This is a genomic window from Halovivax cerinus, assembly GCF_024498195.1.
In the GTDB taxonomy this organism is placed as follows: Archaea; Halobacteriota; Halobacteria; order Halobacteriales; family Natrialbaceae; genus Halovivax; species Halovivax cerinus.
Map to the genome: position 1 here is coordinate 548,293 of NZ_CP101824.1, position 26,145 is coordinate 574,437.

General features: G+C 60.2%; 25 protein-coding genes. 7 read left to right on the forward strand and 18 right to left on the reverse strand.

Features of this window, described 5'->3' with window-relative positions; translation table 11 throughout:
• Window positions 1–131 precede the first annotated feature (131 nt).
• From NO366_RS02580 to NO366_RS02635, 12 genes are all read right to left on the reverse strand, one after another.
• The gene (locus NO366_RS02580; protein WP_256532753.1) at window positions 132–1,166 is read right to left on the reverse strand and encodes a two-component system sensor histidine kinase NtrB; all 1,035 of its coding nucleotides are present in this window, start codon (window positions 1,164–1,166) and stop codon (window positions 132–134) included.
• 212 nt (window positions 1,167–1,378) lie between these two features.
• Window positions 1,379–4,366, reverse strand: a complete 2,988-nt coding sequence (locus NO366_RS02585; protein WP_382274391.1) for a type IV secretory system conjugative DNA transfer family protein — start codon at window positions 4,364–4,366, stop codon at window positions 1,379–1,381.
• Window positions 4,367–4,432: 66 nt separating this feature from the next.
• Window positions 4,433–5,572, reverse strand: coding sequence for a DUF8128 domain-containing protein (locus tag NO366_RS02590; RefSeq protein ID WP_382274378.1), 1,140 nt, complete (start codon window positions 5,570–5,572; stop codon window positions 4,433–4,435).
• Between the two features lie 19 nt (window positions 5,573–5,591).
• Window positions 5,592–9,023 carry a VirB4 family type IV secretion system protein gene (locus NO366_RS02595; protein ID WP_256532756.1) on the reverse strand — a complete coding sequence of 1,144 codons (3,432 nt, stop codon included), beginning with the start codon at window positions 9,021–9,023 and terminating at the stop codon, window positions 5,592–5,594.
• Between the two features lie 4 nt (window positions 9,024–9,027).
• Entirely contained in the window at window positions 9,028–10,224 is a 1,197-nt protein-coding gene (locus NO366_RS02600) for a TrbL/VirB6 family protein (protein WP_256532757.1), read from the reverse strand.
• Between the two features lie 2 nt (window positions 10,225–10,226).
• Window positions 10,227–11,066 (reverse strand): hypothetical protein, encoded by an 840-nt coding sequence (locus tag NO366_RS02605; RefSeq protein WP_256532758.1) that lies wholly within the window; start codon window positions 11,064–11,066, stop codon window positions 10,227–10,229.
• A 30-nt stretch (window positions 11,067–11,096) separates the two neighbouring features.
• The gene (locus NO366_RS02610; RefSeq protein ID WP_256532759.1) at window positions 11,097–12,860 is read right to left on the reverse strand and encodes a DUF8186 domain-containing protein; all 1,764 of its coding nucleotides are present in this window, start codon (window positions 12,858–12,860) and stop codon (window positions 11,097–11,099) included.
• Between the two features lie 33 nt (window positions 12,861–12,893).
• The gene (locus NO366_RS02615; RefSeq protein ID WP_256532760.1) at window positions 12,894–13,328 is read right to left on the reverse strand and encodes a pilin; all 435 of its coding nucleotides are present in this window, start codon (window positions 13,326–13,328) and stop codon (window positions 12,894–12,896) included.
• Window positions 13,321–13,605, reverse strand: coding sequence for a hypothetical protein (locus NO366_RS02620; protein WP_256532761.1), 285 nt, complete (start codon window positions 13,603–13,605; stop codon window positions 13,321–13,323). Before NO366_RS02620 ends, NO366_RS02615 begins: the two co-directional genes overlap by 8 nt.
• A 529-nt stretch (window positions 13,606–14,134) precedes the next feature.
• Window positions 14,135–14,713: a hypothetical protein gene (locus NO366_RS02625; protein ID WP_256532762.1), complete on the reverse strand. Its 579-nt coding sequence runs from the start codon at window positions 14,711–14,713 to the stop codon at window positions 14,135–14,137.
• Window positions 14,706–15,800, reverse strand: coding sequence for a hypothetical protein (locus NO366_RS02630; RefSeq protein ID WP_256532763.1), 1,095 nt, complete (start codon window positions 15,798–15,800; stop codon window positions 14,706–14,708). The genes NO366_RS02625 and NO366_RS02630 overlap by 8 nt, the downstream gene beginning before the upstream one ends.
• Window positions 15,801–16,093: 293 nt before the next feature.
• Window positions 16,094–16,765, reverse strand: coding sequence for a hypothetical protein (locus tag NO366_RS02635; RefSeq protein WP_256532764.1), 672 nt, complete (start codon window positions 16,763–16,765; stop codon window positions 16,094–16,096).
• A gap of 343 nt (window positions 16,766–17,108) precedes the next feature.
• On the opposite strand from NO366_RS02635, the gene NO366_RS02640 reads away from it, so the two are divergent.
• A complete protein-coding gene (locus NO366_RS02640) occupies window positions 17,109–17,285 on the forward strand; it encodes a hypothetical protein (RefSeq protein ID WP_256532765.1) in 177 nt (58 codons plus the stop codon).
• A gap of 117 nt (window positions 17,286–17,402) precedes the next feature.
• Here the strand turns inward: NO366_RS02640 and NO366_RS02645 are convergent, their stop codons facing one another.
• From NO366_RS02645 to NO366_RS02655, 3 genes are read right to left on the reverse strand one after another with little or no spacing between them, the layout of a single operon-like run.
• Window positions 17,403–17,702 (reverse strand): hypothetical protein, encoded by a 300-nt coding sequence (locus NO366_RS02645; RefSeq protein WP_256532766.1) that lies wholly within the window; start codon window positions 17,700–17,702, stop codon window positions 17,403–17,405.
• A complete protein-coding gene (locus tag NO366_RS02650) occupies window positions 17,699–17,899 on the reverse strand; it encodes a hypothetical protein (RefSeq protein ID WP_256532767.1) in 201 nt (66 codons plus the stop codon). Before NO366_RS02650 ends, NO366_RS02645 begins: the two co-directional genes overlap by 4 nt.
• Complete coding sequence (locus NO366_RS02655) at window positions 17,896–18,216, reverse strand: hypothetical protein (protein ID WP_256532768.1); 321 nt, start codon at window positions 18,214–18,216, stop codon at window positions 17,896–17,898. The genes NO366_RS02650 and NO366_RS02655 overlap by 4 nt, the downstream gene beginning before the upstream one ends.
• 206 nt (window positions 18,217–18,422) lie before the next feature.
• On the opposite strand from NO366_RS02655, the gene NO366_RS02660 reads away from it, so the two are divergent.
• The gene (locus NO366_RS02660; RefSeq protein ID WP_256532769.1) at window positions 18,423–18,638 is read left to right on the forward strand and encodes a hypothetical protein; all 216 of its coding nucleotides are present in this window, start codon (window positions 18,423–18,425) and stop codon (window positions 18,636–18,638) included.
• Between the two features lie 327 nt (window positions 18,639–18,965).
• Window positions 18,966–19,637 (forward strand): SdpI family protein, encoded by a 672-nt coding sequence (locus NO366_RS02665; protein WP_256532770.1) that lies wholly within the window; start codon window positions 18,966–18,968, stop codon window positions 19,635–19,637.
• 21 nt (window positions 19,638–19,658) lie between these two features.
• Here NO366_RS02665 and NO366_RS02670 read toward each other — a convergent pair whose 3' ends face one another.
• Window positions 19,659–20,054 (reverse strand): hypothetical protein, encoded by a 396-nt coding sequence (locus tag NO366_RS02670; protein ID WP_256532771.1) that lies wholly within the window; start codon window positions 20,052–20,054, stop codon window positions 19,659–19,661.
• A 183-nt stretch (window positions 20,055–20,237) separates the two neighbouring features.
• Here NO366_RS02670 and NO366_RS02675 point away from each other — a divergent pair, with 183 nt between their 5' ends.
• From NO366_RS02675 to NO366_RS02685, 3 genes are all read left to right on the forward strand, one after another.
• Complete coding sequence (locus NO366_RS02675; protein WP_256532772.1) at window positions 20,238–21,155, forward strand: ABC transporter ATP-binding protein; 918 nt, start codon at window positions 20,238–20,240, stop codon at window positions 21,153–21,155.
• Window positions 21,148–21,933, forward strand: a complete 786-nt coding sequence (locus tag NO366_RS02680; RefSeq protein WP_256532773.1) for an ABC transporter permease subunit — start codon at window positions 21,148–21,150, stop codon at window positions 21,931–21,933. Before NO366_RS02675 ends, NO366_RS02680 begins: the two co-directional genes overlap by 8 nt.
• Window positions 21,934–22,051: 118 nt before the next feature.
• Entirely contained in the window at window positions 22,052–22,225 is a 174-nt protein-coding gene (locus tag NO366_RS02685) for a hypothetical protein (protein ID WP_256532774.1), read from the forward strand.
• A gap of 245 nt (window positions 22,226–22,470) precedes the next feature.
• On the opposite strand, the gene NO366_RS02690 is transcribed toward NO366_RS02685, so the two are convergent.
• On the reverse strand, window positions 22,471–23,826 hold the full coding sequence (locus tag NO366_RS02690; RefSeq protein ID WP_256532775.1) for a class I SAM-dependent methyltransferase: 1,356 nt from the start codon (window positions 23,824–23,826) through the stop codon (window positions 22,471–22,473).
• A 59-nt stretch (window positions 23,827–23,885) separates the two neighbouring features.
• On the reverse strand, window positions 23,886–24,155 hold the full coding sequence (locus tag NO366_RS02695) for a helix-turn-helix domain-containing protein (RefSeq protein WP_256532776.1): 270 nt from the start codon (window positions 24,153–24,155) through the stop codon (window positions 23,886–23,888).
• A gap of 529 nt (window positions 24,156–24,684) precedes the next feature.
• Between NO366_RS02695 and NO366_RS02700 the strand changes: the two genes are divergently transcribed.
• A complete protein-coding gene (locus NO366_RS02700) occupies window positions 24,685–25,719 on the forward strand; it encodes a tyrosine-type recombinase/integrase (protein ID WP_256532777.1) in 1,035 nt (344 codons plus the stop codon).
• Window positions 25,720–26,145: the final 426 nt, after the last annotated feature.

The window sequence follows — 26,145 nt, forward strand, 5'->3', positions numbered from 1 at the left end:
CTGGGTTAGTATAGAAATCCAACAGCTGTTTGATAAAATTTCTGTTATAACGAAGTTCCTGCCGTGTTGCTGTGAGAATTGTACTTTCTACTGGCGAGGCTTTCTGCTGACGGGTCAGAGGGTCAGCGAGGTTAGTAGAACTCCATCCCAGTGATTTCGAAACGCGCACCGCCGGCCTCGCTCTCGGTGACGGTGATGTCCCATCCGTGGCCGTCGGCGATCTGTTTCACGATGGAGAGCCCGTAGCCCGTTCCGTCGTCGCTCGTCGTGTAGCCGTACTCGAAGACGTCGTCACGGATCGACTCGGGGATCCCCGAGCCGGTGTCCTCGACGTACAGGCCGCTGTCGTCGGAGAGCCGGCCAACACGGATGGAGACGTCGTCGCCGGCGTGGTCGACCGAATTGGTGAACAGGTTCTCGAAGAGGCCGTGCATACGGCTCTCGTCGGCCTCGATCGCCCCCACGTCGGCTTCGATCTCGAGAAGGGCATCGTCGGTTACCACGTTCTGCCACGCCTCTGTCGCACAGACTTCGACCGCAACCCGCTCCGTGCCGCCGATCGTTCGGCCGTCTCTCGCGAGGGCAGTTACGTCTTCAACAAGTGCATCGATCCGTTCGAGCGACTCATTGATCTGTTCTACTTCCGGACTATCGTGTTCGTCCTGGGCGGTTTCCGCGTACCCACGTGCGACCGACAGCGGGTTTCGGATGTCGTGTGTCAGGACGTCCGAAAACTCGTCGAGGCGTTCTTTCTGATCGCGAAGTCGTTCTTCCCGGTGTTTCCGTTCGGAGATGTCACGAATGATCCCGGTGAAGTACCGACCGCCGTCGTGTTCGTGTTCGCGGAGGCTGATGAGCGTCGGGACCTCGTGGCCGTCCTTGTGAAGAGCCGGAAGTTCGACGCCGTCCCAGTCGATGTTCCGGTCGCCCGACTCGACGTAGGATTCCAGGGCGGCGGCGTGGACTGGTTCGAGGCGCTCCGGAATGATCTTCATCTTCGAACTCCCCACCAACTCGTCCGGGGAATACCCGAGAATGGTCTCGACGGCGGGGTTCGCGTACACGATGTCGCTGTTCTCGTCTATCGTCAACATCCCCTCGGCGGCGTTCTCGACGAGGGTTCTAAAGAACTCTTCAGAACCGACGACAGCAGCTTGCTCACTCATCACCTACCAAATAGAAGAAGGAGAGTTGGATATAAACGCTTGCTGTACAATTCTCCAAGGAGGACTACATACCCCTACGTTTATATGTAATAACCTGACTTATTGGACATTTCCTATAATTACCACCAAACTCGAGACACTGTAATTGAACGTTCGGGACCCTACACATCTCATGCACGGTCCATCTCGGGATGGTCCCAGTCTGATTCTATCTATTCGTCATCCCTGCCCATCATATTGACGAACTCGTCGACGAATTCCTCTCGAACCGAGGGCACGGCTGTGCCATCTGTGTTGCTATTTTCAGAAGTTGGGGTTTCCGGCTCTTCGGGAGTAGCTCGCTCACTAGCGGAGTCGATGTCGTCGCAATCATCGAGAGGGTCATCTCGTCCTCCTTCAGCAGTGACCCCTTCACCAGAACCGAAACCGACGGCGAGTCCTCGATGTAGCGGTCGGAGTATCCCCTTCTCGTAGAGCTGTGGGCCGTCGAAGTCATCGTTATCCCCATCCGGGAACACCGCGAACGCGAAGTCCTCCTCCGTCGGCATCCGGTCGAATTCGTGTTCGGGGACGAACGGTGCGTAGACCCGTTTCCAGTCGTCCTCAAACTCCTCACGTGTGTTGTAGAGGTGCTTTTCACCCTCGACCCACACGATGAACTCCCCTTCGGCGCGATCGTACTCGTAGTACGCGGGGAGCGCGTTCGTCGACGGCTCCTCGAGCTCGTCCAGTTCGTCGAATCTGGCGTGGACGGTCCCGCTGCTATCGCGACAGACGACACCGTCGTCGGTCTCGACCCACTCCAGGGAGATAGAGCGCTCCGAATCCTCGTCGTAGGCCGGACGGAGGGCATACACTCCATCGTCGAATTCGACGAAGGATGCCTTGTTGTAGAAGTGGCGGTGTCCATCGTCGTCGACGGCGTTCGCGAAGGTCAGTCGATCGTAGTCGATCGCCGTCTCGGTGAGTTCGCGCCAGGAATCGTAGAGTACCTGCTCGGCCCGCCGTCCCCAGTACGAAAATTCGCCCCGGGTGGCGCTTTCGTCTTTGAGCGCGAACACGCAGAACCGATCCGCGTTGACGGCCTTCCGAAGATTCGTGAGCGTCTGCTTCGGCTTCTCGATCGTCGACGTCTCCGCCTCGATGTTGACGGGACGTCCCTCGCTCAGCTCCCACAGCGCAGGGTACTCTTCGCGGAGTTCGTCGCGACGAGCCTCCACCTCGCTCAACGTCTCGCCCTCCATCGGATCGATCGGGAGGTCGGCGATGCCATCTGGGAGCTCACCACCCTCCTGCGTCGGGAGACTGGTGACGTAGCCGAGTTTCGTGAACGCCTCGTAGGCCTTCTGGAGGATGATACGGTGGTCGTCGCTTCCGCCGCTCGCGCTGCTTCCCGTATCCTGGCCGAAGAGCTCGACGAGCCCGGCGGTGGTGAGCTTCACGACCGATTGCCCGCTCCGACGGTCTACTTCGGCGTACTGCCCGTCGTAGAGCGTCTGCTCGATGACGTTCGACAGTTGAGACTTGTAACCGGTGTCGCCCATCCGTCGCTCGATCTCCCGCTTCGCGTCCGTGATCGCGACGAATCCCTCGTCGTCGACGTCGATCTCCGGGCGAATCTGCGCGGCGAAGACGCCCTCCAGGATCCGCTCGGTCGGGATGCTCCTGGTGTCAGCTTCCAGGTCGCCCTCTTCGTCGTTACCGTCCGGGGTGACGATCTCGTTGTACTCGCCGTAGATCAGGTTCGCCCGGATCTCGTCGTCCGTGAGGACGTCGGCGCCGTAGTGCTGCAGACTCTCCTCGATGATCGCGTCGACGTCTTCGTGGGGTCGAAGCGGCGGATAGGGCGGGAAGGTGCGGAGCTTCACCGGCTCGGAGTACTTCCCACCCTTCAGCGGTAATTTCGTCCACACGGTGTACTGGTCGGTCGACATGAGGTCCTCGGCAGTGTAGCCGCGGAAGCGTTTCATCAGAATAGCGGCGTCCTCATCGTCGTTGACGCTGAACGTGACCAGATTGTCGCAGTTGTTCTTCATCGCCTTCACGACCGACTCCTCGAGCTGTGAGGGGTACTGTGAGGCGAGCGTAACCGACAGGCGCATCGAGCGGGCCCGGGCGAGCATCGATTCGACGTCGAGGCTTTCGCTGGCGATGTCGTCGAACTCATCAGCGAACACGAAGTAGGGCTTCGGCGTCTCGCGTTCCTCGTACGATCGGCGCTGGATCGCCGACCAGACGTTCCGCATCACGCCCAGCGTCACCATCTTCTTGATGTCTTTATTCTCGACTGGCGTCCGGACGATCACGATACGATCCTCGTCGACGACCTCTCGGAAGTCGACCGTACTCTCGCGGCGGGCGATGATCCGGCGGATGATCGCGTTCTCGACCCAGGACTTGATCCGTTTGGTGAGTGGGCGGACGACGTCGTCCTCCATGTCCGCGATCTCCTGGCAGAACTCGGCGATGAACGGGTCCTCGACCTTCTCGGCGAAGCGCTGGCGGCGCTCGGCGTTCAGGAGGATGAAGTACATATCGATCACCGAGAACTCGCGCTCGGACTTCATCATCGCCCGGCCCATCGACTCGGTGATCGACTCCATGTTGATCCCCCAGTACTCGTCCGTGTCGAAGATCGCTTTCAGGTTCTCGATGCGATTCTCGATCTCGTTCTCCAGGTCCGCCTCCGACTCCGCGGCCGGCGTTTCGAGGAAGTTCAGCCCGATGCTTCGGTCGTGGTCGCTCGACCCCGGCTCGACCCAGATGACGTCGTCGAGTCGATCCTGTGGAAGCCGTCGAAGGAGCTCCCGCGAGTCCTTCCCCTTGGGGTCGAAGTAGACGAAGCCGTGGCCCTGGTAGGCGAGCTGCAGCATCGAATTGACGAGCCACGTCGTCTTCCCGTATCCCGTCGTCCCGGCGATCCAGACGTGGCGAAACAGGGAGTCGAACTTGATCGGCGCCTCTCGAAAACCAGTCTGGGCCCCGTCGTCGTAGCCGATCCAGAGCGGCTTCTCCGGATCGTCGAGGCCGCTCTCGAACATCGATCGGACGTGCGGCCCGGCGACCAGGCCTTCGTCGTCCGTGTTCGTGATGACGGCCTTTCCGCCGACCCGCGTATGGCCGCGTTCCACGATCTCGAAGGGCTCCCCCGCGACCGTCGTCGGGCCGTCGGTCGTCTCGTCGTCCCCGTCGTCTGTCATCGGCCCATCGCTATCGAGTGTGACGTCATCGTCCCCGCCTCCGGTGAATCGATCGAACACGGACGATCACCCCTCGGCTGGGTCGTCACCGACCGAAACGGTCGGCTCTTCGAAGTCGGGTGCGGCGTCGAAGCGATCGGCGTCGGCGGGGATCCGGTCGCCCCGCTGCGTGTAGCGCCAGTCGATCTTCGGCGTCTCGATCTCGTCGTTCGGGATGTGCGCGACGCCGGCGAGCTCGTCGACGGTCATGATCATTCGCCGATCGATCCACTCGCGATCGCACATCCGCTGGAGGTGATTCCGGAGACTCCGTACTCGTAGCGTCTCCCGGTGGTGCCAGACCGGGATATCGTCGAGTCCCTGCTCGGTGACCGCGTTGTAGTACTTCCGGAACATCCCGGCCACGCCGCGAGCGCGGGCCTCGGCTTCGTCGGCACTCGGCGAGACGGCGAGGATGCGGACGTTGACGTGGAACGCCTGTTCGCCCCGTTGTTCCTCGATCGTCTTCGCCGCCTGCGTGTCCTTCGCGCTGGCCGGCCGGACCGTCGGATCCAGCCACCCGACCGACGTCCCCTGCCGAAGGGCGTGTGCGAGGTCGTCGACGCTGTTGCGTTTGAACCGATCACCGTCCGTCCAGGACTCTTTCGCGGGGCGAAAGACGACCTGCGTGACCACCTTGCTGTCGTCGGTCGAGAGCATCTCGCTCGTGATCTCGCCGTACGGGTCAGTCTCCCATCCCTCGGCGTTGTGATGACGAATCGGGTAATACGGCATCTTTGCCATCTCCATCCACGCCCCGGCGACGTACTCGTCGGGTTCGATCACCGGGAAGGCGTACCCATCCTCGACGGGGAACACCTCGCTGTTGGCGTAGCTGTTCCCGACGCGGCGCCGGAACTTGTCGGCTGCCGACGCCGTCGCGGCGTGCATGTAGAATTTGATCTTCCCCTCGTCGAACCAGACCTCGAACGAGTGGTGGTCGCTCGTGTTCTTGCCACGGAAGTTCGTCGTCACGTCGTGGACGGACTGGAGCAACCCGGCGCCGTCGACGACGCCCTGATTCTCCTTGTACGGACGAATCCGGAGCAGGACGCCGGGCGCGCTTTCGGGATGCTGGATGTACGGCTCGTCGAGTCCCAGCGTCGTCGCTACGTACCCCGGCGATCCGAAGAGGGCGCGATTCATCCTGGATGCGATTGTGGACATCATCCTTCGTCGGTCGTGCTTACTCGCGTACTTCGCCGCCGTCAGGACGGGTGAGCGGTTCCGCTACGTTCTCTGCTGTCGCTTTCTCCTCCGTTTCCTCTCCCTCGCCTCCCATCTCCACCGTCTCGGTCGCTTCAGGGACGCCGTCCCCTTCCACGCCGCCGTATTCGGCCAGGGTTGCGAGCACTTCGTCCGTCAGTCCCAGCCGGTTCTGCAGCGCGTTCCGCCGCGCCTCGCTTTCGAGGAACTGCTCGAACTCGACGACGTCCTCGGGGACGCTGTTGATCGCGCGCTCGATGGTCGCCCGGTCGTCCGGCGTGTAATCGATCACGCGCTTCTCGAAGTCGTCTGCGACGACGTGGAGCGGGTACGTCCCGTGTTCCTCGACGCGGACGAGCGACTGCGAGTAGCCGAGTTCCTCCTTGCCGGCGTCGGCGCTGCGGACGTACTGGCGCTGTTCGCGGGTGAGGCCGACCGTGTCGGCCGTCTCGTCGTCGAGATCGGGCAGCTTGTGGAAGACCTTGATCGGACACATCCCGATGATCTTCTCCGCCTGCTCGGTCTCGTAGAACTCCTGGGCGGTCTGGGAGAGCAACACCATCCGAAGGCCGGCGTGGCGCTGGTGGCGGAACGCCGTCTCCAGGAAGTCGAGGTTCGCCTGATCCTCGAAGAGGTAGTGCGCCTCGTCGATCGCGACCTCCACGTTCTTGTCCGTCTTCTTCGCCTGCTGGTAGACCGTCGACAGGAGGAGCTGCATCAGGAACGTCTGCCGGTCGATCCCGGATGCCGTCCCCTCGATCTGCCCGAGGTCGATGTAGACGACCTTGTCGTTGCCCTCCAGGATGTCGATCTCCGAGGGCTGCGAGAGGTTCTCGTACGCGCCGCCCTCGCGGAAGGGCTGGAACGCGATCGCGAGCTCGTCGGCGTACTGCGCCGCGCGTTCGCGAGCGGACTCGGATTCGGCGATGTTGTGCTCGTCGGGGTTCTCGGCGATGTCGGCGAGCACTCGGTGGACGTCCGCCATCGTCGGGGAGTTCTCTGGCGTGTGCGTACTCACGTCGTCCTCGACGACGCCCGCCTGGCGGTACGCTTCGTCGATGACGTACGACAGCACGCCGGTCTCGGTCCCGAGATCGATGTCGCGAGCGGTCAGGAAGTTCTCCAGGACGGCCAGCACCTCGTCTTTCTTCGCCGAGAGGGGCGAGGTTCCGTCGTCGGATTCGATGATGTCCGCGGGCGTCTCGCGGATCTCCAGCGGGTTCAACCGCGTATCGCCGCCGACGGTGATCGTCTTCGCGTTGAGTGCGTCCGCGATGCCCTCGAACCCGCCGACGGGGTCGATCATCACGAGCATCGTGTCCTGGCGCCGCTTCATCATCCGGAGCATCCGCATGATGGCGCCGAACGTCTTCCCGGCGCCGGGCATCCCAACGACGAGTTCGCTGTGACCGGTCTCCAGGGACCACGGATCGATGCGAACCGGCGACCCGTTGTGTCCGTGGTAGCCGTACTCGACGCCCTCGTCCATCATCATGTAGTTCGACGAGAAGGGGAACGTGGCGCCGACCGCCTGGTTCGTCATCGTCGACATCCGGTCGCGACCGAGTTCGTTCCGGCCGAGCGGCGAGACCGTCGCGAGCCCCTTCTCCTGCCACCGATTGGCCACCTTGAGGGTGCTGTTCGCGGGGGCGTCCTTGACGATCGAGCGCAGGCGCGTCGTCTTGTTGTCGAGCTCCTGCTTGCTCCCGGCCGACAGCCGGATGAAGACGCCGCCCCGGTAGAACGAGGCCTTGTTCGCGCGGACGAGCGACCGCATGAACTTCGCGCGGTCGATGTCCTCCTGGAGGTCCTCGGCCTGCAGGCTGTTGGAGTCGTGCTGGTTGACCTTCAGATCGGAGATCCACGCGGCCATCATGTCCTCGGCCGACCGGTTGTCGAACGGATCGAGGTGGATGCTGACGTCCGTCTGCAGGTCCGTCTCCAGGAGTAGGCGCTCGAACATGCCGTCCGGCGGCTCCTCCGGGAACTGTTCGATCCAGAACGTCCGAACGTACGTCTCGTCGTCGATTACGGCGTAGGTCGTCTCCCAGTCGACCGTCGACGGGGCGACCACCGACTGGTGCAGGTTCGCGGGGTCGTCGAGGCGGTCCTCGTACGCGACCGACGTCTCGTCCGCCTCGCCTTTCTCCGATTCGTCTCCCTCGCTGGTCGCCGCCCCATCTCCCTCGCTTTCCACCGATTCGTCCACCTCGTTGTCCGCCGTCCCGTCTGCCTCGTCGTCGAACTCGTCGAGCGGGAACTTCCACTCGGAATCGGCCTCGTGGTCCCGGTCGCTTGCCGTAGATCTCTTCCGACGGTCCGTTTCGCCGATCACGGCACCGACGTCGTCGGGGTGCGGGTTCGACGGGACGCGCTCGCTGAGCCCGTGGGCGACGACGGGGAACGTCCCGATCGCCTTCGAGATGTCGCCGTACGTTTCGGTCCGTCCGGTCCAGTACTCCTTCGTGACGCGGGCGAGTTCGTATGCGTCGACGGTACTCACCGAGCACCGATAGAGCGACGCGCCTCCGCGACGGAGCTGGGCGAGTCGCGACTCCAGCTTCTCCTCTTTGAGGCGCTCTCGTTCCCCGGCGGAGAGTCCGTCGGACTGGAACCGGCCGAACAGGCGGCCAACGACTCGCAGGTCGGCCAGGAACGCGAGCACGCTATCGCCGGTCTCGTCGAGGTGCGTGACATCGCTGTCACGAACGGCCGTGATGATGTAGAACTCGCGGACGGTCGTCCGCTCGGAGTCGACGTCCCCGTCCGGGTTCGTGTTCCGGGCGACGTACTCCTTCAGGAGGCGCCGGAGGACCGGTCGTGAGCGGACGTCGGCGTCACCGAGCCGGTGCTGGTGGTCGCGGACGACGTCGTCCTGGTCGACTTCGCGGCTGGTGATGTAGAACTTCACCGGGAAATCGACGGTCGCGTTGACGAACTCGGAGAGCGATTGAACGGCCCGCGCCCAGGCGTCCTCGTCCTCGAGGGCCATGTTCGCCGGCTCAATCTTCACCGCCCCGACGAGCGCGCCGTCGGTTCGCTCGATCGCGTGGGGGTATACTCGACCGAGTCGCGTCAGGTATCGGACGTCGCTGTCGTCCTCGCCGTGCGTGTACTCCTTGTTCTTGATCGCCCAGCCGAGTCGCGCGACCAGCCACTCGGTGAGCCACAGGTAGGACGGCTTCACCTTGTGGAGGATTGCGAGCGAACAGCCGAGCATGAGGCCGAAGCCGATGACCGGGATCGTGAGGGCCGACGGGACCACCGCGGCGCCGACCAGCGTGACGAACGCCACGCCGAGGAACAGTAGGAGTTCGTCGATCGAATAGCCGTGGAAGAAGGCGGTCGTCCCGCCGAGCGATCGGTGAATTCGTCGCGCGCTGTACTCGCCGTCGTCTGTGGATACACTCATGGGATTACCACCGCGAAACCTTGTTCTTCGTATTTCTGAACGATTGCTTCGCCTGTACTGTCGCGATCTTCGCCGACTGGCCGACGTCGAGCTTCGCCTTGTCCCGCATCCGTCCGGTCCTGGTCTTCCGCAGGTTGTTGTACCGGACGGCGTGATCCTTCGCCGACTGAGCGGCGGACCCCATCTTGTAGGCTTTCGAGCCACCGCTGCCGAAGGTCGTCTGGCCGCCCTTCGTCACCGCGCCGGTGGCGTTCTTGGCGTATCCCCGATGGACGTTCCGGGCCCCGCGGACACCCGACCCGACGCCGCGTTTCGTCGCAGCTCCGGCGGCCGCGGGATTCGTGTGCTGGACGCTCTTGTGAGCGAGGGACTGCATCGCGGGGGCCGACCAGTAGACGGTCATGATCGCCGCGATGAAGGCCGTCGGGATCAGCGCGAGTCCGAGCATCATGCTGAACAGACCGTCCGTGCTGGGCGACAGGTCGAGTTGCCAGCCGATCCGAAACACGACCGCACAGGGGATTCCCGCCAGGATGAGTCCCGGATAGACCGCCGCTGCCCGACGGGTGAGCTGGGCGGCCGGCGAGACCGGCCAGACGTCCATCGCCCACAGCACGCCGAGGAGCGGCATCAGGAGCGTCAACAGGATGATGGTGACGTACCTGATCGCGAAGACGAACGCCGCCACGAGCAGGAGGACGTTCGAGACGAGGACGACGAGCAGCGTGACGAACAGCCCGCCGACGCCGGCCTTGATCAGCTCCCCCAGCCCGCCGGACATCTCGTCGAGCGGCGCCAGCGTCATCCCGATGTCGTTCACCAGCTGCAACGGGAGCGAGACGATCGGGAACCAGACGAACGTCCCCAGGAAGACGATCCCGATGCGCCGCAGCAACCGTTTGCGCTTGTAGTTGCTGATCGAGCCGGATCGAAGGCCGATGAACGCCAGCGCGAGGAACAACAGCATGATCGTCAGCGGAACGACGTACTGGAGGTAGAACTCCGCGTACAGCTCGTCCCAGGGGCTGTTGTCCGGCGTGCCGACGACGATGTACCGCGAGTCGGACGTCGGCGACGGAACGCCGACGATCGGTTTGAGTAGTGCGTTGAACAGGTTGTCGGCGAAGTTTAGCAGTGCCTCCTGGATACCCGTGAGGACGTCCTCGATCGCCCCCTGTACCTCCTCACGGAGCCAGCCCACCGCTACTCACCCCCGTCAGTGGGTTCGACTGGACCGCCGTCGACGATCGACAACTCGCACGAGGTCTCCGTTCCACCGTACTCGATGGTCTGGGTGTACTGCGGATTTGCTCCGGCCTGAACGATCGCGGTCACGGTGTGATCGTCGGTGTCCAGCTCGCCGCAGTCGAGCGACTCGCCGAAGCGACCCTCCGTCGCGTAGACCGCCGCTCCGTAGACCGTCGTCGTCTCCCCCGCCGGGAGGAGAACGCGGTGATAGAACTCCGTCTCCGCCGGGTGCATCACCTTCGAGAGGGGTGCGTCCTCCCAGCGGACCTGTTCGAGGTACGACGGGGATATTCCGACGTTCTCGATCTCGAGCGCCGCCCGATCTTCCCAGTCGTCGCTCTCTTTGTCCCACTCCATCTCCGGGTACTCTTTCGCCCACTTGACAGCCGTGATCCTGAGCTCCGGTTCGAGGGAAACGTCCGTCTCGCCGATGGTCGAGTCTCCGTCCGACGCGACAAGTCGGTACTCGCCGAGTTCGTACCCGTCTTCCGCCTCTCCGAGCAGGGTATAGGAGACTTCTGACGTGTCTCGCGGGTGTTTCCGTCTCAGCGTCTCCCCGTCTGAATCGACGAGATCGACGTGGGTGGCGGCGACGTCGCTCGCGAGCGTTGCGACGAGCGTAGGCCCATCCCAGCCGACAGAGTCGAACGTCTCGTTCCCGCCCGGGTCGTCGCCAGGATCCTGCGGGCTATCGCTGTCGGTCGTACACCCCGCGAGGGCGGCGAGACCACCAGCTACGCTGGCGAGGGCTGTTCGTCGGCCGATTCTGCGTTGTGTTCCGTATCGTCTTCTCATACGTATTCTCGTGGTGTCTTCGTCTGCTGTTCAGGAATTCCGCGTGAGGCCGACGAGCTCGCCGTCGGTCACGTAGTCGAGGCCGAGGACCAGGAGACTCAGCGGGAGGAACCAGAGCAGGGTCACGATGGCCAGGTCGACGAACGTCTGGAAGTCGAGTGTCTGGCCTCGAACGATCGTCGTCGCTTCGGCCGAGGAGTAGGGCTGGTCCGTCTGCCACCACCCGTCCGGGACGTACTCCCCGCGAACGATCAGGCTCGGATTCGAGACGGTGATACTGGCCTCCCCGTTCTGATCGAGCGCCACCGATCGATTGCCGATCTCGACCCGGCCCGCCGTCACCGGGTCGCCGCTGGACGCGTCCGTGACCGTCGCCTGAACGGTCGCGTACGAAGAGTTGGAGTCCGTGACCGTAAGCGAGAGTTCCGCCTCGCGAACCGTCTGCGGATCGGCCAGCGTCACCGCCCGGGATTGACCGCGGACGATCCCGTCGACGGTGATCTCCTGGAGCATCGACGCGTCGAGCGTCTCCGAACTGAACGCGATCGAGTCGGCGTTCGCGTAGCGCCTCGCCGGATCGAGGTCGATGACCGACGGGAACGTCGGCCCGGTTCGTTCCTCGCCCCACGCCTCTTCGATCTGTAACGGAACGGTCCCGTTTTCGGACTTTCCAGCTACGTACGGTGCGACCTCGCTCGGAAACGCGTGCACCTGTACCGGTCGAACCGACGACGTCGACGTCGTCGATCCACTCGACTCGTGCGTGACGAGTTCGGTCCACCCCGGCGTGCCGGCTGCGTAGAACCACCAATTGCTGCGTGCCCCGACGTCGCCGTCGACGCTGATCGTCGACCACTCCGTATCGGGGTTGACGACCCCACCGACGCGCTCCGGCGCGGCGTCGAACTCGACGCGGCTGCCGGTTACGTTCGACAGCTGGTTCACTTCGACCGATCGCGTGTCCGAGACGGTCCGCTCGGTCGCGACCTCGTCGTCGATCGACGTCCACTCGTCGCAGGAACCGACGGTCTCGTTCCAATCGGTGCAGATCTCCTTGTCGACTTCCAGCGTCGCGGAGATCGTTGATTCGACCGTCAGGTCCACAGCCCCCGAGAGGTCCTCGTATTCGAGGACGGCGGTGTGGTCGTCCGTCGAATGGTGCGTCTGCCCGTCGGCTTCGAGCGTGATCGACTCGATCGAGGAGTCGACGAGGGACCACTCTTCGTGCCGGCGCTCGCTGTGTTCGTCGTCCGGGACGGCGATGCGATAGTCGCTGATCGCCAGGACCTCGCCGTCCGGAGCGATGTACTGGGTCGGGTCCGACTCGTTCGTGTCGTGGAGGATCGTCGAGGGCTGGATCGTCGCGATGCTTACGAACGCATCCTTGATGTAGGCGCCATCGGTCGGCTGGGCGCCGGCTGGAGCGACGGAGGCGTCCGTTCCGCCCGGCGAGTAGTCCTCCAGGTCGCCCCGACTCCAGACCTCGGCGGCCTCTGGCGGCCGTTCGAACGGGATGTCGGTCGACCGCGCGAGGGCTCGTTCGAACTCTTCACGCGAGTCGTTCGTACCGTCCCCGAAGTCATCCTCGGGAATCTCGGCGTCGTCGACGTCGTTCGACCAGAGCTTGTAGAAGTCACTGCTGTTGACGCCGTACGCCGGTCCGTCCGCCGGAATCGTCGACTCGTTCTCGCTTTCGTCGTCGATCGCGACGCCGGTCGCCCCGATCGCGATGGAGACGGTACTACCGAGGAGAACGAGTCCGACCAGGAGGGCGATCCTTCGGTGCGAAGTCATGGTGTGGGAGGGCCGGCGGGGCGATTGGCAGCGCTATATCGGCTTGACGCAGTCCGAGAAGGCGAAGCCCATCTGGCTCCCGACCTTGTCGACGAGTTCCGGGGAGATCAGTGCGATCACGATGATCGCGAACCCGAGCCCGGACATGACGAGCCGCTGCTTGGCGTCGTTTTTCTTCTCGGGATTGCCGCCCGCTCGCATGTACGAGAGGCCTGATCGGCCGATGAAGAAGGCGGTCGCAGGAAGGCCGAGGCCCGCGAGCGCGCCGAAAACCAGCGTGATGCCGGTCTCGACGCCGGTGTCGCAGTAGACGTCGCCGACGTCCGCAGCGGCGGGCGTGGTCGCGACCAGGAGGAAGGCCAGGCCCATCGCGAACTGGACCACCGGCGGGCTGGCGAGCCGCCGAACTGGGGCAGTCAGTACGTTCGTGAACGATTCGTCTGCTGTGGAGGGTGAGTCGTTACTCATGAGTCGCTGGAGTGGGCTGGTTGGTGGCGTCCAGAAGCGCCTCGAGATCCTCGAGGCAGGACGTCCGTTCGCACAGTTCGTCGAGGTCGCGACCGTCGGTTCGGACGGTTCGATCGACGAGATCGACGAGGCGGTCGCGGTCGACGTTTCGATACGCCATCTGTTCGGCCAACGCCTCTCGAAAGAGCCCGGACGCGTTGATCCCAGCCGCCCAGCTGAGAAACAGCGCATCCGCCGGCTCGATCGAGATAGACGTCGTGACTGTGTTCGCTTCCATGGCGGCAAATTCTCGCGTACTCGACCCGATTGTCGTCGGTGTCACGGGTTCTGTGGCGGATCTACCCCGAATCGGGTAGCGCTTCGACTGGACCACACAGGATTGTTACTACCACACATCTCTTGCCACAATTGGCTATCCAAGTTGCTGTGTTATAAGAGTATGTATATATAAATATTAAATTGATCTATAGTAGACTTTAACTGGCCGGAGTGGCGCAGAATATCCATTACCGATCCCGAAGCCGAAGGCCGGTTTCACTATAGAAATTGAAAATTTGGGGCGTTAGGTTGTCTCACACTCACTCAGCCATTACGACACGGAAAATACCCATGACAAGCCTACGGAATGACCCAAGGACGGTCAATAAAACGGCCACTGTATCTCAACGAATTGTCACCAACCCAGAACGTGCCATGTACAAACTGCTGAATGTAGTTGATTCACTGTCCCGCTAGCCAACCGGTGATGAGTGGCTTTCGACTAGCCTCGCTCCCTACTGCTAGTAGATTGGTCGATATTTAAACATTTAATCCTCGATATCCACGTTCGCTGGATCAGTGCCCCACAGATCGCCAAAGCGACTGAAGTGTTCTATGAGGATATCAGCTGCATCTTGGAGTTCTGTGGCATCTTCGACTGGAATATAGAAGATACCAGGAGCGTTATTGAATTGGTCATCGTCGACACGCACACCCAGATCTGAGCTCTCTGTGGCCTCCAACACTGCTTTGTAGTCATCGAGATTCCCACCATTAATTTTGTAGCAGGCCGCACACAGCGCTCCATCGATACCGTCCTGGTTCCAGTCGAGAGGGTCAACCCAGCGGACAGAGACATTTAGCCTTATATTAGCCGACTGATCATCCTCATTCACTACACGCATCTTGAAATTTTCCCGTGCGTTGGCAATGATGGTTCCACTATTCCAGTCAGACTTGAACCCTAAACTCGCATCTTCCTGAAAGCGATGCGGGTGAGCTGCGATCATCTCGTTGCCCATTCGACCTACGAGTGCTTCGATTTCGTCCTCGAATCGGTCGAGGAGGCGATACGCCTTCAGACAGCGATCGTTTTCGATCGCTCGTGTGACGAATTCGTTATCCATTGTTTGTATCCTCATTTGTTGCCTGTAGATACGAGATTTCGTTCTCGATGTCCTGAATACCCGCTGCCAGCGACACATTGTCGTGGACGATATCGTTAGTGGCTACTTGTTGCTTGACTATTGGTTTCGGTACGAACCCCAAGATCTTCTGTTCGATGAGCGTACAGACCACGTAGGCACTCGCCGCCCAGTGTGGTGAAATCTCATCATTTTGTTGGAGAATTCGACGCAACGCGGTGCTAATTTCTTTCCAGTTCCGGATTTGTACCTCGATATCCCGATTGTCAAATGGCGTCGCCGTGATGATCGGGTGACCTTCTGCAGGTTCAGAAATTTTTCTACCGAAAGCGTCTCTAAGTTGCGGGTACTGGTAGGCAGGCAACAGGAGAACGTGCGTCCAGTCGCCGGAATGATGTCGTTCGACCAGTTCGGCCGTCTCGACTGTTTTCTGGAAGTTCGTATCGTGGATCTTCACCTCGATAGAGATACCGCCACCCGAGTTGATAATCAGGATGTCCTCATACCGGGTGGTTTCAGAGCCACCCGGCAAATGAGCCTCGGTCTCTACGCTATCTGGTGTTCCATCGTGCGAATTATTAAACAGTTCATTAATCAGCACTCCCGACTCCATGAAGAGGTATGCGAGCGCGTAGGACCAATCTTCCTCCCGAACGAGCCGGATTGGGCCCGTAGATCCGTGGACAGTCTGCCAGTCGGCTGATAGCGGGTCTGTGTCGAACTGGCTGGGTCCTGCTGCCCACACCTTCTCAGCCTTTTTTAGGGTGGCCAGCAACTCCTCGACATCCTCTTGGTGAGCCTTGCTGTAGGACTGCCACCAATTGTCAAGATCAATCCAGCCGCCGGCCAGCAATCTGTCGTCCAGAGTGATCGTGGTTTCGTCGACAAGTGCCGATTGATCCGTAGATACATACCGTTCCCACCAATCATCGATGCTGGCCCACTGACCGTCGAGCCAGCGAGAGTCCAACACGAGACTATCGGCTTCAGTCAGTACCGACTGGTCTATATCGACGTGTGACTCCCACCAACTATCAAATGAAGCCCAGTCACAATCGATGACCTCCATACCAGTCAGTAAGCAACTGTTTGCGCTTGGTCTAATAACCTCGTGTCAAAACGAGTTTTACATCACCTAGGAATATTTGAACATAGAGAAATTGTTAGTGGCGATTTAACATAATATATATTGGCTGCACAGACTTCGTCTCAGTGGGGCGTGCAAGATATAGCGCCGACCGTTTGCATTCCAATCTGAACCTCCCCCTGAAATGGTATATTTCAACGGACAATGCGAACGGTTCATTGATCAACTATTCTGAACGGGAATAGATCCGGCTAAGTGGATTCCATCAATGCCGATTAGTTCACTCCGTGAATTTGGACCTTCGTGGGAGCATCGGCATAGAGCGGCTGTCGGACCCGCAAGACCTCGGCCCAGAAGGCGAGCGTCGTCTGCACCCAGCCGTCTTCCTGGGGATAGACGAGCGTCTCGAAGTCGTCGCCCTCGAACCGGGGGCCGAGCGGCGTCGAGTGACACCGGATCGTGTGCGCCGCGATTTCCGATACCGGTTCCGATAGTGCGTCGTCACGAGCGCGAGTGATCAGGACGGGACAGTCGTGATCGCGAGCGAGTCGAGCGAGCCGAGCCAGCGTTCGGAGGAGCAGGTCGGTCGCCTCGTCTCCCCGAAGGTCGTCGTCGCGATATTGGCCGTCGACGGCCGGCGCGACGACGAGCGACGGATCGATGCGTCGATCGGAGAGCGTCGCGACGAGTTCGTGATGCTGACGCGCCGTGAAGCCGCGCGCGACCTCGATGCGATCGAGAATGCGGTCCGACGGCGAGACGTCGGTGATGACGTCCGTCCGGGCGTGGCCGTGACTATCGACCCAGTAGCCGTCGCCGCCGTCGATGAGCAGGTGATCGACGACGAGCGAGTGAAGCGGGACGAGAGAGTCGACCGCTTCGAGGAGCGTAATGCCTGGTTCTAGCTCCGGGAGTTCCGGGATGGTCGGGGTATCGAATCGGTCCATGACCGGTCGTTTCTCTTTGATGGTTGTATTGATCGGGGCCCGCTTTCCGATTTTCCGAAGAAGGGAGAGGCTGGTCACGAATTCACTGGCCGCGACGCTTACTGCCTCGCTCTCGTCGGCCTAACCAAGCACTCACAGGCACTGGACGAGAACGAGCGTATCGGCGAGGTCCGATCTCGGAGCCGACGGGCTCGATACAGATCGCCTTCACGAGCGCCTTCACGACGGACCCGAGGACCGGCCGCCAGACGGTTCCCAAGACGGGTTTCCGGGTGCTACTGATTGCCAAGACGGGACGGACCCGGTTCCGTTTCCAGACGGCGCCGAGGTGTAGCCGGTCGACGTGCCAACTCCCGAACCCTCCCTGGCAGAACTCGACGTCCGGTTGCAGCGGATCGAGGCGGCAGTCACCGGGAGCGTCGCCGGTGCCCACGATGTCGACGCCGGAGACGGGATGATCTCGCTTCGCCTTCAAAATCCGCCAACCGGACTAGAACACGGCCAGCACCTTCGCGTTTGACTCCGCTCGGACCTGGACTCCGAAGACGATCACGAACAATCCGGCTGTGACACTGCCATTCGTGACTAATACTCAAATGCTCAGCGCCTACAGAACCAAACGAAACCGCATCGACGACTACCGCTGAGTATCCCGCCGACGTGCGAGCGTCGGATCGAGGCGTACCCCGTCCGGGACCGGTGCGTCCCCGATGGCCTGTTTGACTCGGACCTGGTGCTTACACTCGCGGCCGCGGTACATCGCGTCCGGACACTCGCAGGCACCCTGGACGAGATCGACAGTGTAGATCGCCGTCTCCCCCGAGTAGACGTCGAACATTCCCGGTGCGTTCGGGACGACGATCATGGGCTCGGTAGCCGCGCGAATCGCCACTGCATCGCCGTCTCCCTCCGATCCCTCCGGCGTGGTTGCGCTCACTGTCCCACCTCCACGAACGTCTCCGGTTCGACGTCCGCGGAGACGGTCGCCAGACACTCGACGCACGTCGTGACCACCGTGCATCCCCACGGACCCTCGTCGTCGAGACGGAAGTGCTCGAGCTCGAGGTCGTGTTCGCACCTGGCCTTCAGATTCTCCCCTTCAGGATCACGCTGATCGACTGGGTTGATGGTCATCGGCCGATCGCCTCGACGAGCCCGGTTATGACGTGGCACTCCTCCCAGCCAGTTACTCGCTCGACCTGTTCGACCCACTCGGTCAACGAGTGAGCGCCGAGGGAGTACGCCCCGGAAAGACCGCCTTCTCCGACGACGTATACGGCACCGCCGTCTTCGGTGATGTATTCGCGGTCATAGTCCTTGACGTAGTGGTGTATACACCCCCTGACGTCCGTCCCGAGGACGATGTGGCTACGGAAAATCCGGTCGGCCGGGGTGGGAGTTTTCGAACGAGGTCCGGTACTGTCTTGGGAATCCGTCGTGTTCGTGCTCATGCTTCGGTCACTCTCCGAAGCGCGGTCGGGCGTGTTGGCGCACGCCCCGGCCAAATTCTGGGCCGGTGTCCCGCGCTTCTCAGTTACTACTATGCACCAGTGCATATTAAGTGTTTTGCACTAGTGCAAACATATGCACTGGAGCAAACTATAAACGAGTGCGGGAGGAAGCTTCATTTGCAATGGCGCAAAAAGGACGGTCACGCATGGGCCGGTACCGCGCGATCATGACGGACACCGACCGCGACTACATCTCGAGAGAGGGCGACCCGTCGGAGTCACAGCGGCTCCAATCCATCTCTCGCGTCCGATCGCGGATCAACGAGGAACTGGCGACGGACATCGAGGTTCTCGAAGAACATCACCCGGAACTCCTGGAAGAACTACGTGAGGTCGTCTGTCAGGATCGAGATCTTGATTGATAGGCGTGTGACGGCCGTAAGTGGGTTTGGCAAAACCAATTCAACCGGGAAATGGACCCCAGTCATGTTATGAGCCGAGGCAAGTTTATTTCGAGTGTTTCTAATTGAACCAACTGGTATGTAGGTGTGCGAATTGACCGCTGCGGGTCCTATCCGTTTCAGATGATGCTCAGAGCGTCGTGCAAGATGCAGGGCGCATATCTCGCACAGAATCATCTCCCAATTCCATCAGGTCAGATCGGTCAACACAGTCGTCAGTATCGTCGATAATCAGCTCACCGGCTCTTTCCTACTGATTTTTCAGGGGAACAGACCGTATCGTCGTGTATGAAAACAATTCACCGGTTCGGGTTGGCGGTTGGCTTCGTGGTATTATCGGGCATCGTGAGCCTGCTCGCGGCTCCGTCTCTTCCTGGCAACCTCGTCACGCACTGGAACGCCGCTGGAGAACCGGACGCCACCATGCCAAAGCAACTCGCACTCTGGCTATTTCCTGCTCTGACGACGGGGCTGTTCGTTGTGTTCGCCGCGATTCCTCGAATCGGTCCACTCCGTGAGAACATCGCGGAGTTCCGGGCCTACTACGATTGGTTCGTCGTCATCTTCACCGGATATCTGGTCCTCGTCCACACCGGGATCGTTGCATTCAACCTCGGCTACGAGTTCGACTTCACGGCCCTCATCTTGGTCGGTGCGGCTGGCTTGTTCTACTACGTCGGTGTTTTCCTCCCGCACGCCGAGCCGAATTGGTTCGCGGGGATCCGGACTCCGTGGACGCTCAGCAGCGACGAGGTCTGGGATCGGACCCATGCCCTCGGTAGTCGCCTGTTCAAACTCACCGCCGTCCTCACACTGGTCGGGCTCTTCTTCGGCGACCTAGCGATTTATTTCCTTCTCGTCCCGCTGCTCCTGACGGCTGGAGTTACTGCCGCGTACTCGTACTACCTGTACGAGAAAATCGAACGGGAATCGGATTCGGCCTCGGGGTCGAATCTGTAAGTCGCTGGCCCGGAATTCCGGTTATGTCTCCCGACTACAGTTTTTGACCTCGTTCAACGCGATGAGCAGATACAGCACGCCGAACCCGCGAATTACTGGATCGAGTCGGTCCTTCCATTCGACTGTTTCTGGGTTTTCGTACGCGATGTTCATACTGAACCGGAGTGCCTGCTTCGGAACGAAGAGTGCAATAGCACCGGCCAGTCCAAGAACGTACATCGACACACGATACACCGGTCCTCCCAGTACACTCACGACCACGAACATCACGCCTTCCGCTCTAATCGCTGGCGTAAAGGTGGAACGGGGGCTGACCTCATCAGACGTTTTGAGGGCGAGTTCCTCGAAGGCTTCCCGGACTCGTGCTGGAACTAGGGCCATAACGAGTCCCACTATGACGAACCCAAATCTGACCATAACCCACAGTACGTCAGGTGAGACAATAACGGTATGTCCCGTTGAGTCCACGTTCTTCGTCCCGTGATTGGCTATAGTCCCCGCCCAGTAGTCAGATCTCACCCGTCTCGTGACAGTTCCTTCTATGTACGTCGAATGTAACCTCCGATACAACAAAAAGCACTGCATGCAAAGGAATGGGTTATGGGAGTAATCGAACTGGACGGGTTGACGAAGGATTACGGAGAGGTTCTCGCTAACGACGACGTCTCGTTCACCGTCGAAACTGGCGAAATATTCGGATACCTGGGGCCAAACGGTGCAGGGAAGACGACGACGATTCGAACAGTACTGGGGTTACTCGAACCGACATCCGGAACAGCGACTGTTCTCGGCGCAGATGTTCACGATGAGGGCGCGCTTATCGACGCCAAGCAGCGAATCGGGTATTTACCGGCGCATCTCGGGTTCAACGAGGAAGTAACGGGTGCAGAAGTCTTGGACTATCATGCGTCCGTCAAGGGTGGTGACCGGCGAGACGAACTCCTCGATATATTCACGCCCCCGGTGGAGCGTCCGATCCGGGAGTATTCATCCGGGAATAAACGCATGCTCGGCATCATTCAAGCCTTCATGCACGACCCCGAACTCGTGATAATGGACGAACCGACATCCGGTCTCGACCCCCTCAAGCAAGAGGAGTTTAACGAGTTCGCCAGGAACGAATGCGAGCGAGGGAAGACGCTATTCTTCTCGTCTCACGTGTTAAGCGAGGTTCGCCGTATCTGTGATCGGGTCGGGATACTCCGCGACGGCAAACTCGTCGGATTAGAGGATGTCGAGACGTTGATGGAACAAGGTGGGAAGCGTGTCCGGCTTCGAACGACTGACGAGGCCAGAACTGAACTCACGGCACTTGATGGGGTCAGTGATGTGCAGACGTTCGCTGACGGAATCCAATTCATTTACACTGGCGAGTACAACACGCTTCTCCGCGAACTTGCGACACATGACGTGCGTGAAATCGACATCAGCGAACCACCGCTCGAAGACATCTTCATGCACTACTACGGGGCAGATGGAGCAGAAGAATCCAACCAGGAGGTGCAATCAGATGCTTGAAACCACGCGATATGAGACGAGCCGCCGTCTTCGAGGGACTGTGATTCTGACGATTGGGGTGAGCCTCTACGTGTCCTTTATTGTCTGGTATTTCTCTCTCGTTGATGCATCCGCTTACGCGCAGATCGCGGAGTCAGTGCCGCCTGCGATGAGGGAAGCGTTCGGCATTCAAACGATTGGAACGATTGAAGGATGGCTTGGGGGCCAGATTTACACGTTCGTCTGGTTGGTGGGGCTCGGGATTTACTTTGCATACTCAGCGGCGGGGAAGATCGCAAGTGATATCGAGAATGATCGAATGGACCTGTTGCTTTCGTTCCCGGTTTCTCGGAGCCAGTTACTTCTCGAAAAATTCGCATCGATGGTGCTTCCACTTATCCTGCTGAACGTAGTTGTAGGCGGCGTCACATACGGTCTTGTATTATCAATCGGCGAAACGATTGATCCGATGCATCTCGTGTTGGCGCATCTCCTCTCAATTCCGTACCTCCTGGTCTGCGCTGCGATTGGAACAGTTCTCTCAGTACTCGTGAATCGGGCGGCGGTTGCAGAGCGGGCTGCCATCGGGCTGATGTTCGTTCTCTGGCTCGTTGAGTCCGCAGTTGGCGCGGCGGAGGAATTTTCGTGGATTCAATACATTAGCCCAACCCATTACTACTCCCCAACACCGGTTCTCATTGATGGTACGTACGAGGTAATGGACGCCGGAGTTCTCCTTGCTGGCTTCTTGGGATTGCTCATCGTGAGCCAAGTACTGTTCCGGCGGCGAGATATCTAGGGGAACTCGGTTCAGGTGAAATCGTAGTAGTTCGACACCATCGGTAGTGTATCCGGGCGCACAGTAGGGTTGCTCGGTCATCACAATCTCTGTCACATTTCCTTGTGAACATCTCGTCATGACGCTCGTAGACATCGGCACTGTTGGCACCACCGAAGTATTGATAACTTTCGTCGCAGTCGCTCTTGCTCTTCTCATAACGTTCCATATCCATCGAGACGCGGACAGCCGTGGGAGTTCTCCCGAACTCGCATGGGGCCTCGGCGCATTTTTCGGTGGCCCGGTCGTTTAGATTCTCTACTACGTTGTACGTGATGAGGCCGGCCGGAGCGAGTCAATGTATCGGTTGCTACATCGTATCCTAATGGTTATCGGACCTCTCACTCGCGTGGTTCACGCTCTGCATGTTTCACCGAATTTGTGACGGACCTCGGACAGATTGTCACTCGTCGCGGTACGTGTGTACCCTGTACTGAACGTCCGCTACGGATCGATTGTGTTCTCTCTCATCGTAATCCTTCAACATTGACAAACGGATCACTTCACAGCACCAACGACTGGCACACTCTTGACGTCGAAAACGTGCTCGTTCCCGACGATCTTCTGTTTGAGTGCGTCCATCGCGTCAGCCATCTGTTCGTAGAGGCGCCGTTCTTCGACCGAGGCCTCATCCCGCTCGGCGCGCGTTTTCGCGTAGTGAAGCCTGTTAGAGTGAAACACGGACCAGTACTCCCTCCGTTCAGAACTACTCAGTCCGACGGTGTGGTAGTTCTTCAGATCCAGCCAGACGTCGGTCGGTTCCGGTGAGAGTCGCTTCATTTGCGTCGGAAGGCGACGTCCGTGTGTCCGGTCGCTGCTTCCGGGAATGTCGTCCGTGAACTCCACCAGCCACTCCATCTCCTCGTCGGGCGGATAGTGCAGGTGCTGTCCGTCGTCACAGCTGCGGACCAGGAGACAGCCGCCGTCGTCGACCGCGTCCCAGAGGAGCGACAGCACCGACTCCTGGTTCGCGAGGTGGTGGAACAGATAGGCGGAAAAGACCAGGTCGAACGCCCCGATATCGGCGTCCGGCAGGTTGTTAACGTCCAGCCAGCGATACTCGACGTTCGACGCGGCGTACTGGTCTTTGGCGATCTTGAGGGCAGCTCGGGACTGATCGATAGCGACCACCTCGAACCGGTCGTCGTTTCCGAATCGGCTCTTCGTGACCGTTCCGTATCCACACCCTGCGTCGAGGACTCGATACGGTGGTTCGACACCGTGGTCCTGGAGACGATCGACGACCCGGTCGAGGTTCCGCTCGTCCTGTTCGCGATGAACTTTGGCGGACAGTTCGAGGCGGTCGTAATCGACCTCGACATCGTATTCGCTCGGTCCGTCGTGGTCACCGTCCTTCCCGAATGGCTGCCGCGGATCGGAGAGGAGCTCGTCCATCAGCCGGGAGAGGGACTGCTGGAGTCGGCTCTCGTACTCCTCCATCGTCGCGTACGTGAAGTACCCCGTCTGCCGGCACTCGTCTCTGAAGTCTTGGACCGCCGCGTACTGCTCCGGGTCGAGGGTACTCGTCGGGACGTTCTGTTCCGAAAAACCGAGTATCGACGGGACGCACCCATCGAAAGCTAGCTGTCGAACCGTATCGGTGAGACAATCACTCGACGTCCGCGCGTTTTCGACGGTGGTCCAGAACGTCCCCAGGACCGCGTCGATCTCCTCTTCGAGGTCCGCTGTTTCCAGGTTGAGGTGAACGGCCGACACCGGCTCCAGGTAGATATCTTGCGTGCGCCCGGTCGTCGAGTTCCAGTCGATGACGACGTCCCTCGCGACGCTCCGTTCCTGTTCGATATCGTCGCCCATCACCAGGAGGACCCGGTACACGGTGGCTTCGGTGGGCATCCTTGATTCCAGTACTAATCACTGGGCAAAATGAATGCCGGATTCGAAGCCGAGGAGAATTAGACGTCGGACGGATCGAACTCCTTGAGCTGGTCCTCTTCCTCGTCGAGTAACTCGGCCTCCAGGTATCGTCGACCGAGTCCCGTGAGACGATAGTACCCGCCCTTCTCGTCTTCCTTCTCGATGAGCCCTGCGGCGTTCAAGATTCGAACGCGCTGCTGGATCGTCCCCTTGGTCGGGTCCATGTTCTTGGCGATCGTCGCGGGAGGTGCCGTGAAATCGTCCAGTTCGTGCCCGTCGAGGAACTCGAGGACGTCGAGATCGCTCATCTGAATCCACGCTATTCGTGCTCGCATAGTAACTGGACTAAGTGAATACCCCAGTCTGGGTGAGCATCGGCAAAAAATCCTCCGTATACGCTCACATCGCGTCTCTGAGCGGACGAATCGTCCCAGATAAGCATATGCTGAATCACACCTAAGCATACACAATGTTTAATACTACCAACGGCAAATGGTCCCGATACAAAGTCAGTGCTACACCATCCGCTCCACGAACGGGGCGAGACGTCGACGAACGATAGACTGCCCACCGAAACGGCGTCAGAAAGGGTCCGTCTGGACAACTGACCCTTCTGGCCTGAGACGCTAAAAGCTTCGCCTCCGGGTAGAGCCGTCTATGCGTCGATCGGGCACCGAGGTGACCGCCCTCCCAGCGCCGAAACGCGGACCGAGAGCCACGCATGTTGCCAACACGTCCACGCACTCAACCGACGATACACGAATCGACGCCCGGGTCTACCGACCCGGAATTTCTCGAGATCGATCGCCCCGTCCGAGACAGTCGGGAGGATCCCGAATGAGCAGACTCGAACCGATCAGTCCCAGCCAGGCCATCGAGATGTACATGGAGGGGCGCCGAGACGAGCTCAGCAAAGAGACGATCCCGTCTCACGTCTACCGGCTCGAAGCGTTCGAGCAGTGGTGCGAAGAGGAGGGGATCGATAACCTGAACGACCTCACCGGGCGGGATTTGTACGCCTTCCGGGTGTGGCGCCGAGAGGGCCACGGCGACGGACGCAGGGAAATCGCGACGATCACCCTTCGTGGACAACTCGCCACAGTCCGGGCTTTCCTCCGGTTCTGTGCCGATATCGACGCCGTTCCTGAAGGACTTCACGAGAAGGTTCCACTGCCGACGGTCTCCGGAAGCGAGTCGGTGAGCGATACGACGCTCGATCCCGACCGGGCGATCGATATCCTCGAACACCTCAATCGCCACCACTACGCGTCTCGAAAGCACGTCACGCTATTACTTCTCTGGCACACTGGCGCGCGGGTCGGCGGAATTCGAGCCCTCGATCTCGACGATTGCCACCTCGATTCCGACCCACCGGGACTCGAATTCGTCCATCGGCCAGCGCAGGATACGCCGCTGAAAAACGGCGAGAAAGGCGAGCGGTGGAACACGATCGGTGGGCACGTCGCCGGCGTTGTCCAGGATTACATCGACGGGCCGAGAGACTGTGTAACCGACGAGTACGGCCGAGCACCGCTTCTGACGACACAATACGGCAGAGCGTCTCGTTCGGCGCTACGAGATACGCTGTACGACATCACCAGACCGTGTATGCGCGGTGCAGCGTGTCCGCACGACCGGGATCCGGAGGAGTGCGAAGCGACGAACTACGTCAAAGCGAGCACGTGCCCGTCGTCGCGATCGCCGCACGACGTTCGGAGCGGCCGGGTGACGGCGTACCGCCGGCAGGACGTTCCCCGCCAGATCGTCGGTGACCGTCTGGACGCGAGCGGCAACGTCCTCGACAAGCACTACGACCGCCGTAGCGAGCGCCAGAAGGCGAAACAACGACGCGACTACCTGCCAGACCAATGAGTCGACTAGACACGTTACCCGAGGGAGAAACGGGCGCACAGTTCAGGTCCGACAGGGCCCATCCAGAAACTGAACGGTTTTGAGCCAACGGTTTCGCCGTATAGAACGCCTCTACCGGCGTTTTCACTGATTCCGCGCTCGGTCGCGCGTCAGTTCTCGGCTGGAGTCGAATCATACGATATACGCAGGGCGCTTCCTTCCCGCCTTCCCAGAGGACTGATACGCGGAAGTACAAATCTGTTTTGATGTGCATATAATTGATGTTTTCTCCGGCCTTTGCGGACCCAATTTGGAAATACTCCCATTATTGATCCCAGGACAATAAAATGACGTTCTATTTAAATATCTCCTAGAGAATGTGTTTGTTGGGACGAATATTCCAATAACCATAATATGAATGTTGAACCGGTCAAGTGAAGGCAACGG

What these genes read in the sequence shown, in the direction of transcription:
- NO366_RS02650 (WP_256532767.1), bottom strand. Translation starts at nt 17,899, where the DNA reads ATGACCATCAACCCAGTCGATCAGCGTGATCCTGAAGGGGAGAATCTG.
- NO366_RS02685 (WP_256532774.1), top strand. Translation starts at nt 22,052, where the DNA reads ATGACGCTCGTAGACATCGGCACTGTTGGCACCACCGAAGTATTGATA.
- NO366_RS02635 (WP_256532764.1), bottom strand. Translation starts at nt 16,765, where the DNA reads ATGGACCGATTCGATACCCCGACCATCCCGGAACTCCCGGAGCTAGAA.
- NO366_RS02700 (WP_256532777.1), top strand. Translation starts at nt 24,685, where the DNA reads ATGAGCAGACTCGAACCGATCAGTCCCAGCCAGGCCATCGAGATGTAC.
- NO366_RS02580 (WP_256532753.1), bottom strand. Translation starts at nt 1,166, where the DNA reads ATGAGTGAGCAAGCTGCTGTCGTCGGTTCTGAAGAGTTCTTTAGAACC.
- NO366_RS02630 (WP_256532763.1), bottom strand. Translation starts at nt 15,800, where the DNA reads ATGGAGGTCATCGATTGTGACTGGGCTTCATTTGATAGTTGGTGGGAG.
- NO366_RS02590 (WP_382274378.1), bottom strand. Translation starts at nt 5,572, where the DNA reads ATGTCCACAATCGCATCCAGGATGAATCGCGCCCTCTTCGGATCGCCG.
- NO366_RS02620 (WP_256532761.1), bottom strand. Translation starts at nt 13,605, where the DNA reads ATGGAAGCGAACACAGTCACGACGTCTATCTCGATCGAGCCGGCGGAT.
- NO366_RS02615 (WP_256532760.1), bottom strand. Translation starts at nt 13,328, where the DNA reads ATGAGTAACGACTCACCCTCCACAGCAGACGAATCGTTCACGAACGTA.
- NO366_RS02655 (WP_256532768.1), bottom strand. Translation starts at nt 18,216, where the DNA reads ATGAGCACGAACACGACGGATTCCCAAGACAGTACCGGACCTCGTTCG.
- NO366_RS02680 (WP_256532773.1), top strand. Translation starts at nt 21,148, where the DNA reads ATGCTTGAAACCACGCGATATGAGACGAGCCGCCGTCTTCGAGGGACT.
- NO366_RS02690 (WP_256532775.1), bottom strand. Translation starts at nt 23,826, where the DNA reads ATGCCCACCGAAGCCACCGTGTACCGGGTCCTCCTGGTGATGGGCGAC.
- NO366_RS02605 (WP_256532758.1), bottom strand. Translation starts at nt 11,066, where the DNA reads ATGAGAAGACGATACGGAACACAACGCAGAATCGGCCGACGAACAGCC.
- NO366_RS02625 (WP_256532762.1), bottom strand. Translation starts at nt 14,713, where the DNA reads ATGGATAACGAATTCGTCACACGAGCGATCGAAAACGATCGCTGTCTG.
- NO366_RS02695 (WP_256532776.1), bottom strand. Translation starts at nt 24,155, where the DNA reads ATGAGCGATCTCGACGTCCTCGAGTTCCTCGACGGGCACGAACTGGAC.
- NO366_RS02665 (WP_256532770.1), top strand. Translation starts at nt 18,966, where the DNA reads ATGAAAACAATTCACCGGTTCGGGTTGGCGGTTGGCTTCGTGGTATTA.
- NO366_RS02585 (WP_382274391.1), bottom strand. Translation starts at nt 4,366, where the DNA reads ATGACAGACGACGGGGACGACGAGACGACCGACGGCCCGACGACGGTC.
- NO366_RS02660 (WP_256532769.1), top strand. Translation starts at nt 18,423, where the DNA reads ATGGGCCGGTACCGCGCGATCATGACGGACACCGACCGCGACTACATC.
- NO366_RS02610 (WP_256532759.1), bottom strand. Translation starts at nt 12,860, where the DNA reads ATGACTTCGCACCGAAGGATCGCCCTCCTGGTCGGACTCGTTCTCCTC.
- NO366_RS02675 (WP_256532772.1), top strand. Translation starts at nt 20,238, where the DNA reads ATGGGAGTAATCGAACTGGACGGGTTGACGAAGGATTACGGAGAGGTT.
- NO366_RS02670 (WP_256532771.1), bottom strand. Translation starts at nt 20,054, where the DNA reads ATGGTCAGATTTGGGTTCGTCATAGTGGGACTCGTTATGGCCCTAGTT.
- NO366_RS02595 (WP_256532756.1), bottom strand. Translation starts at nt 9,023, where the DNA reads ATGAGTGTATCCACAGACGACGGCGAGTACAGCGCGCGACGAATTCAC.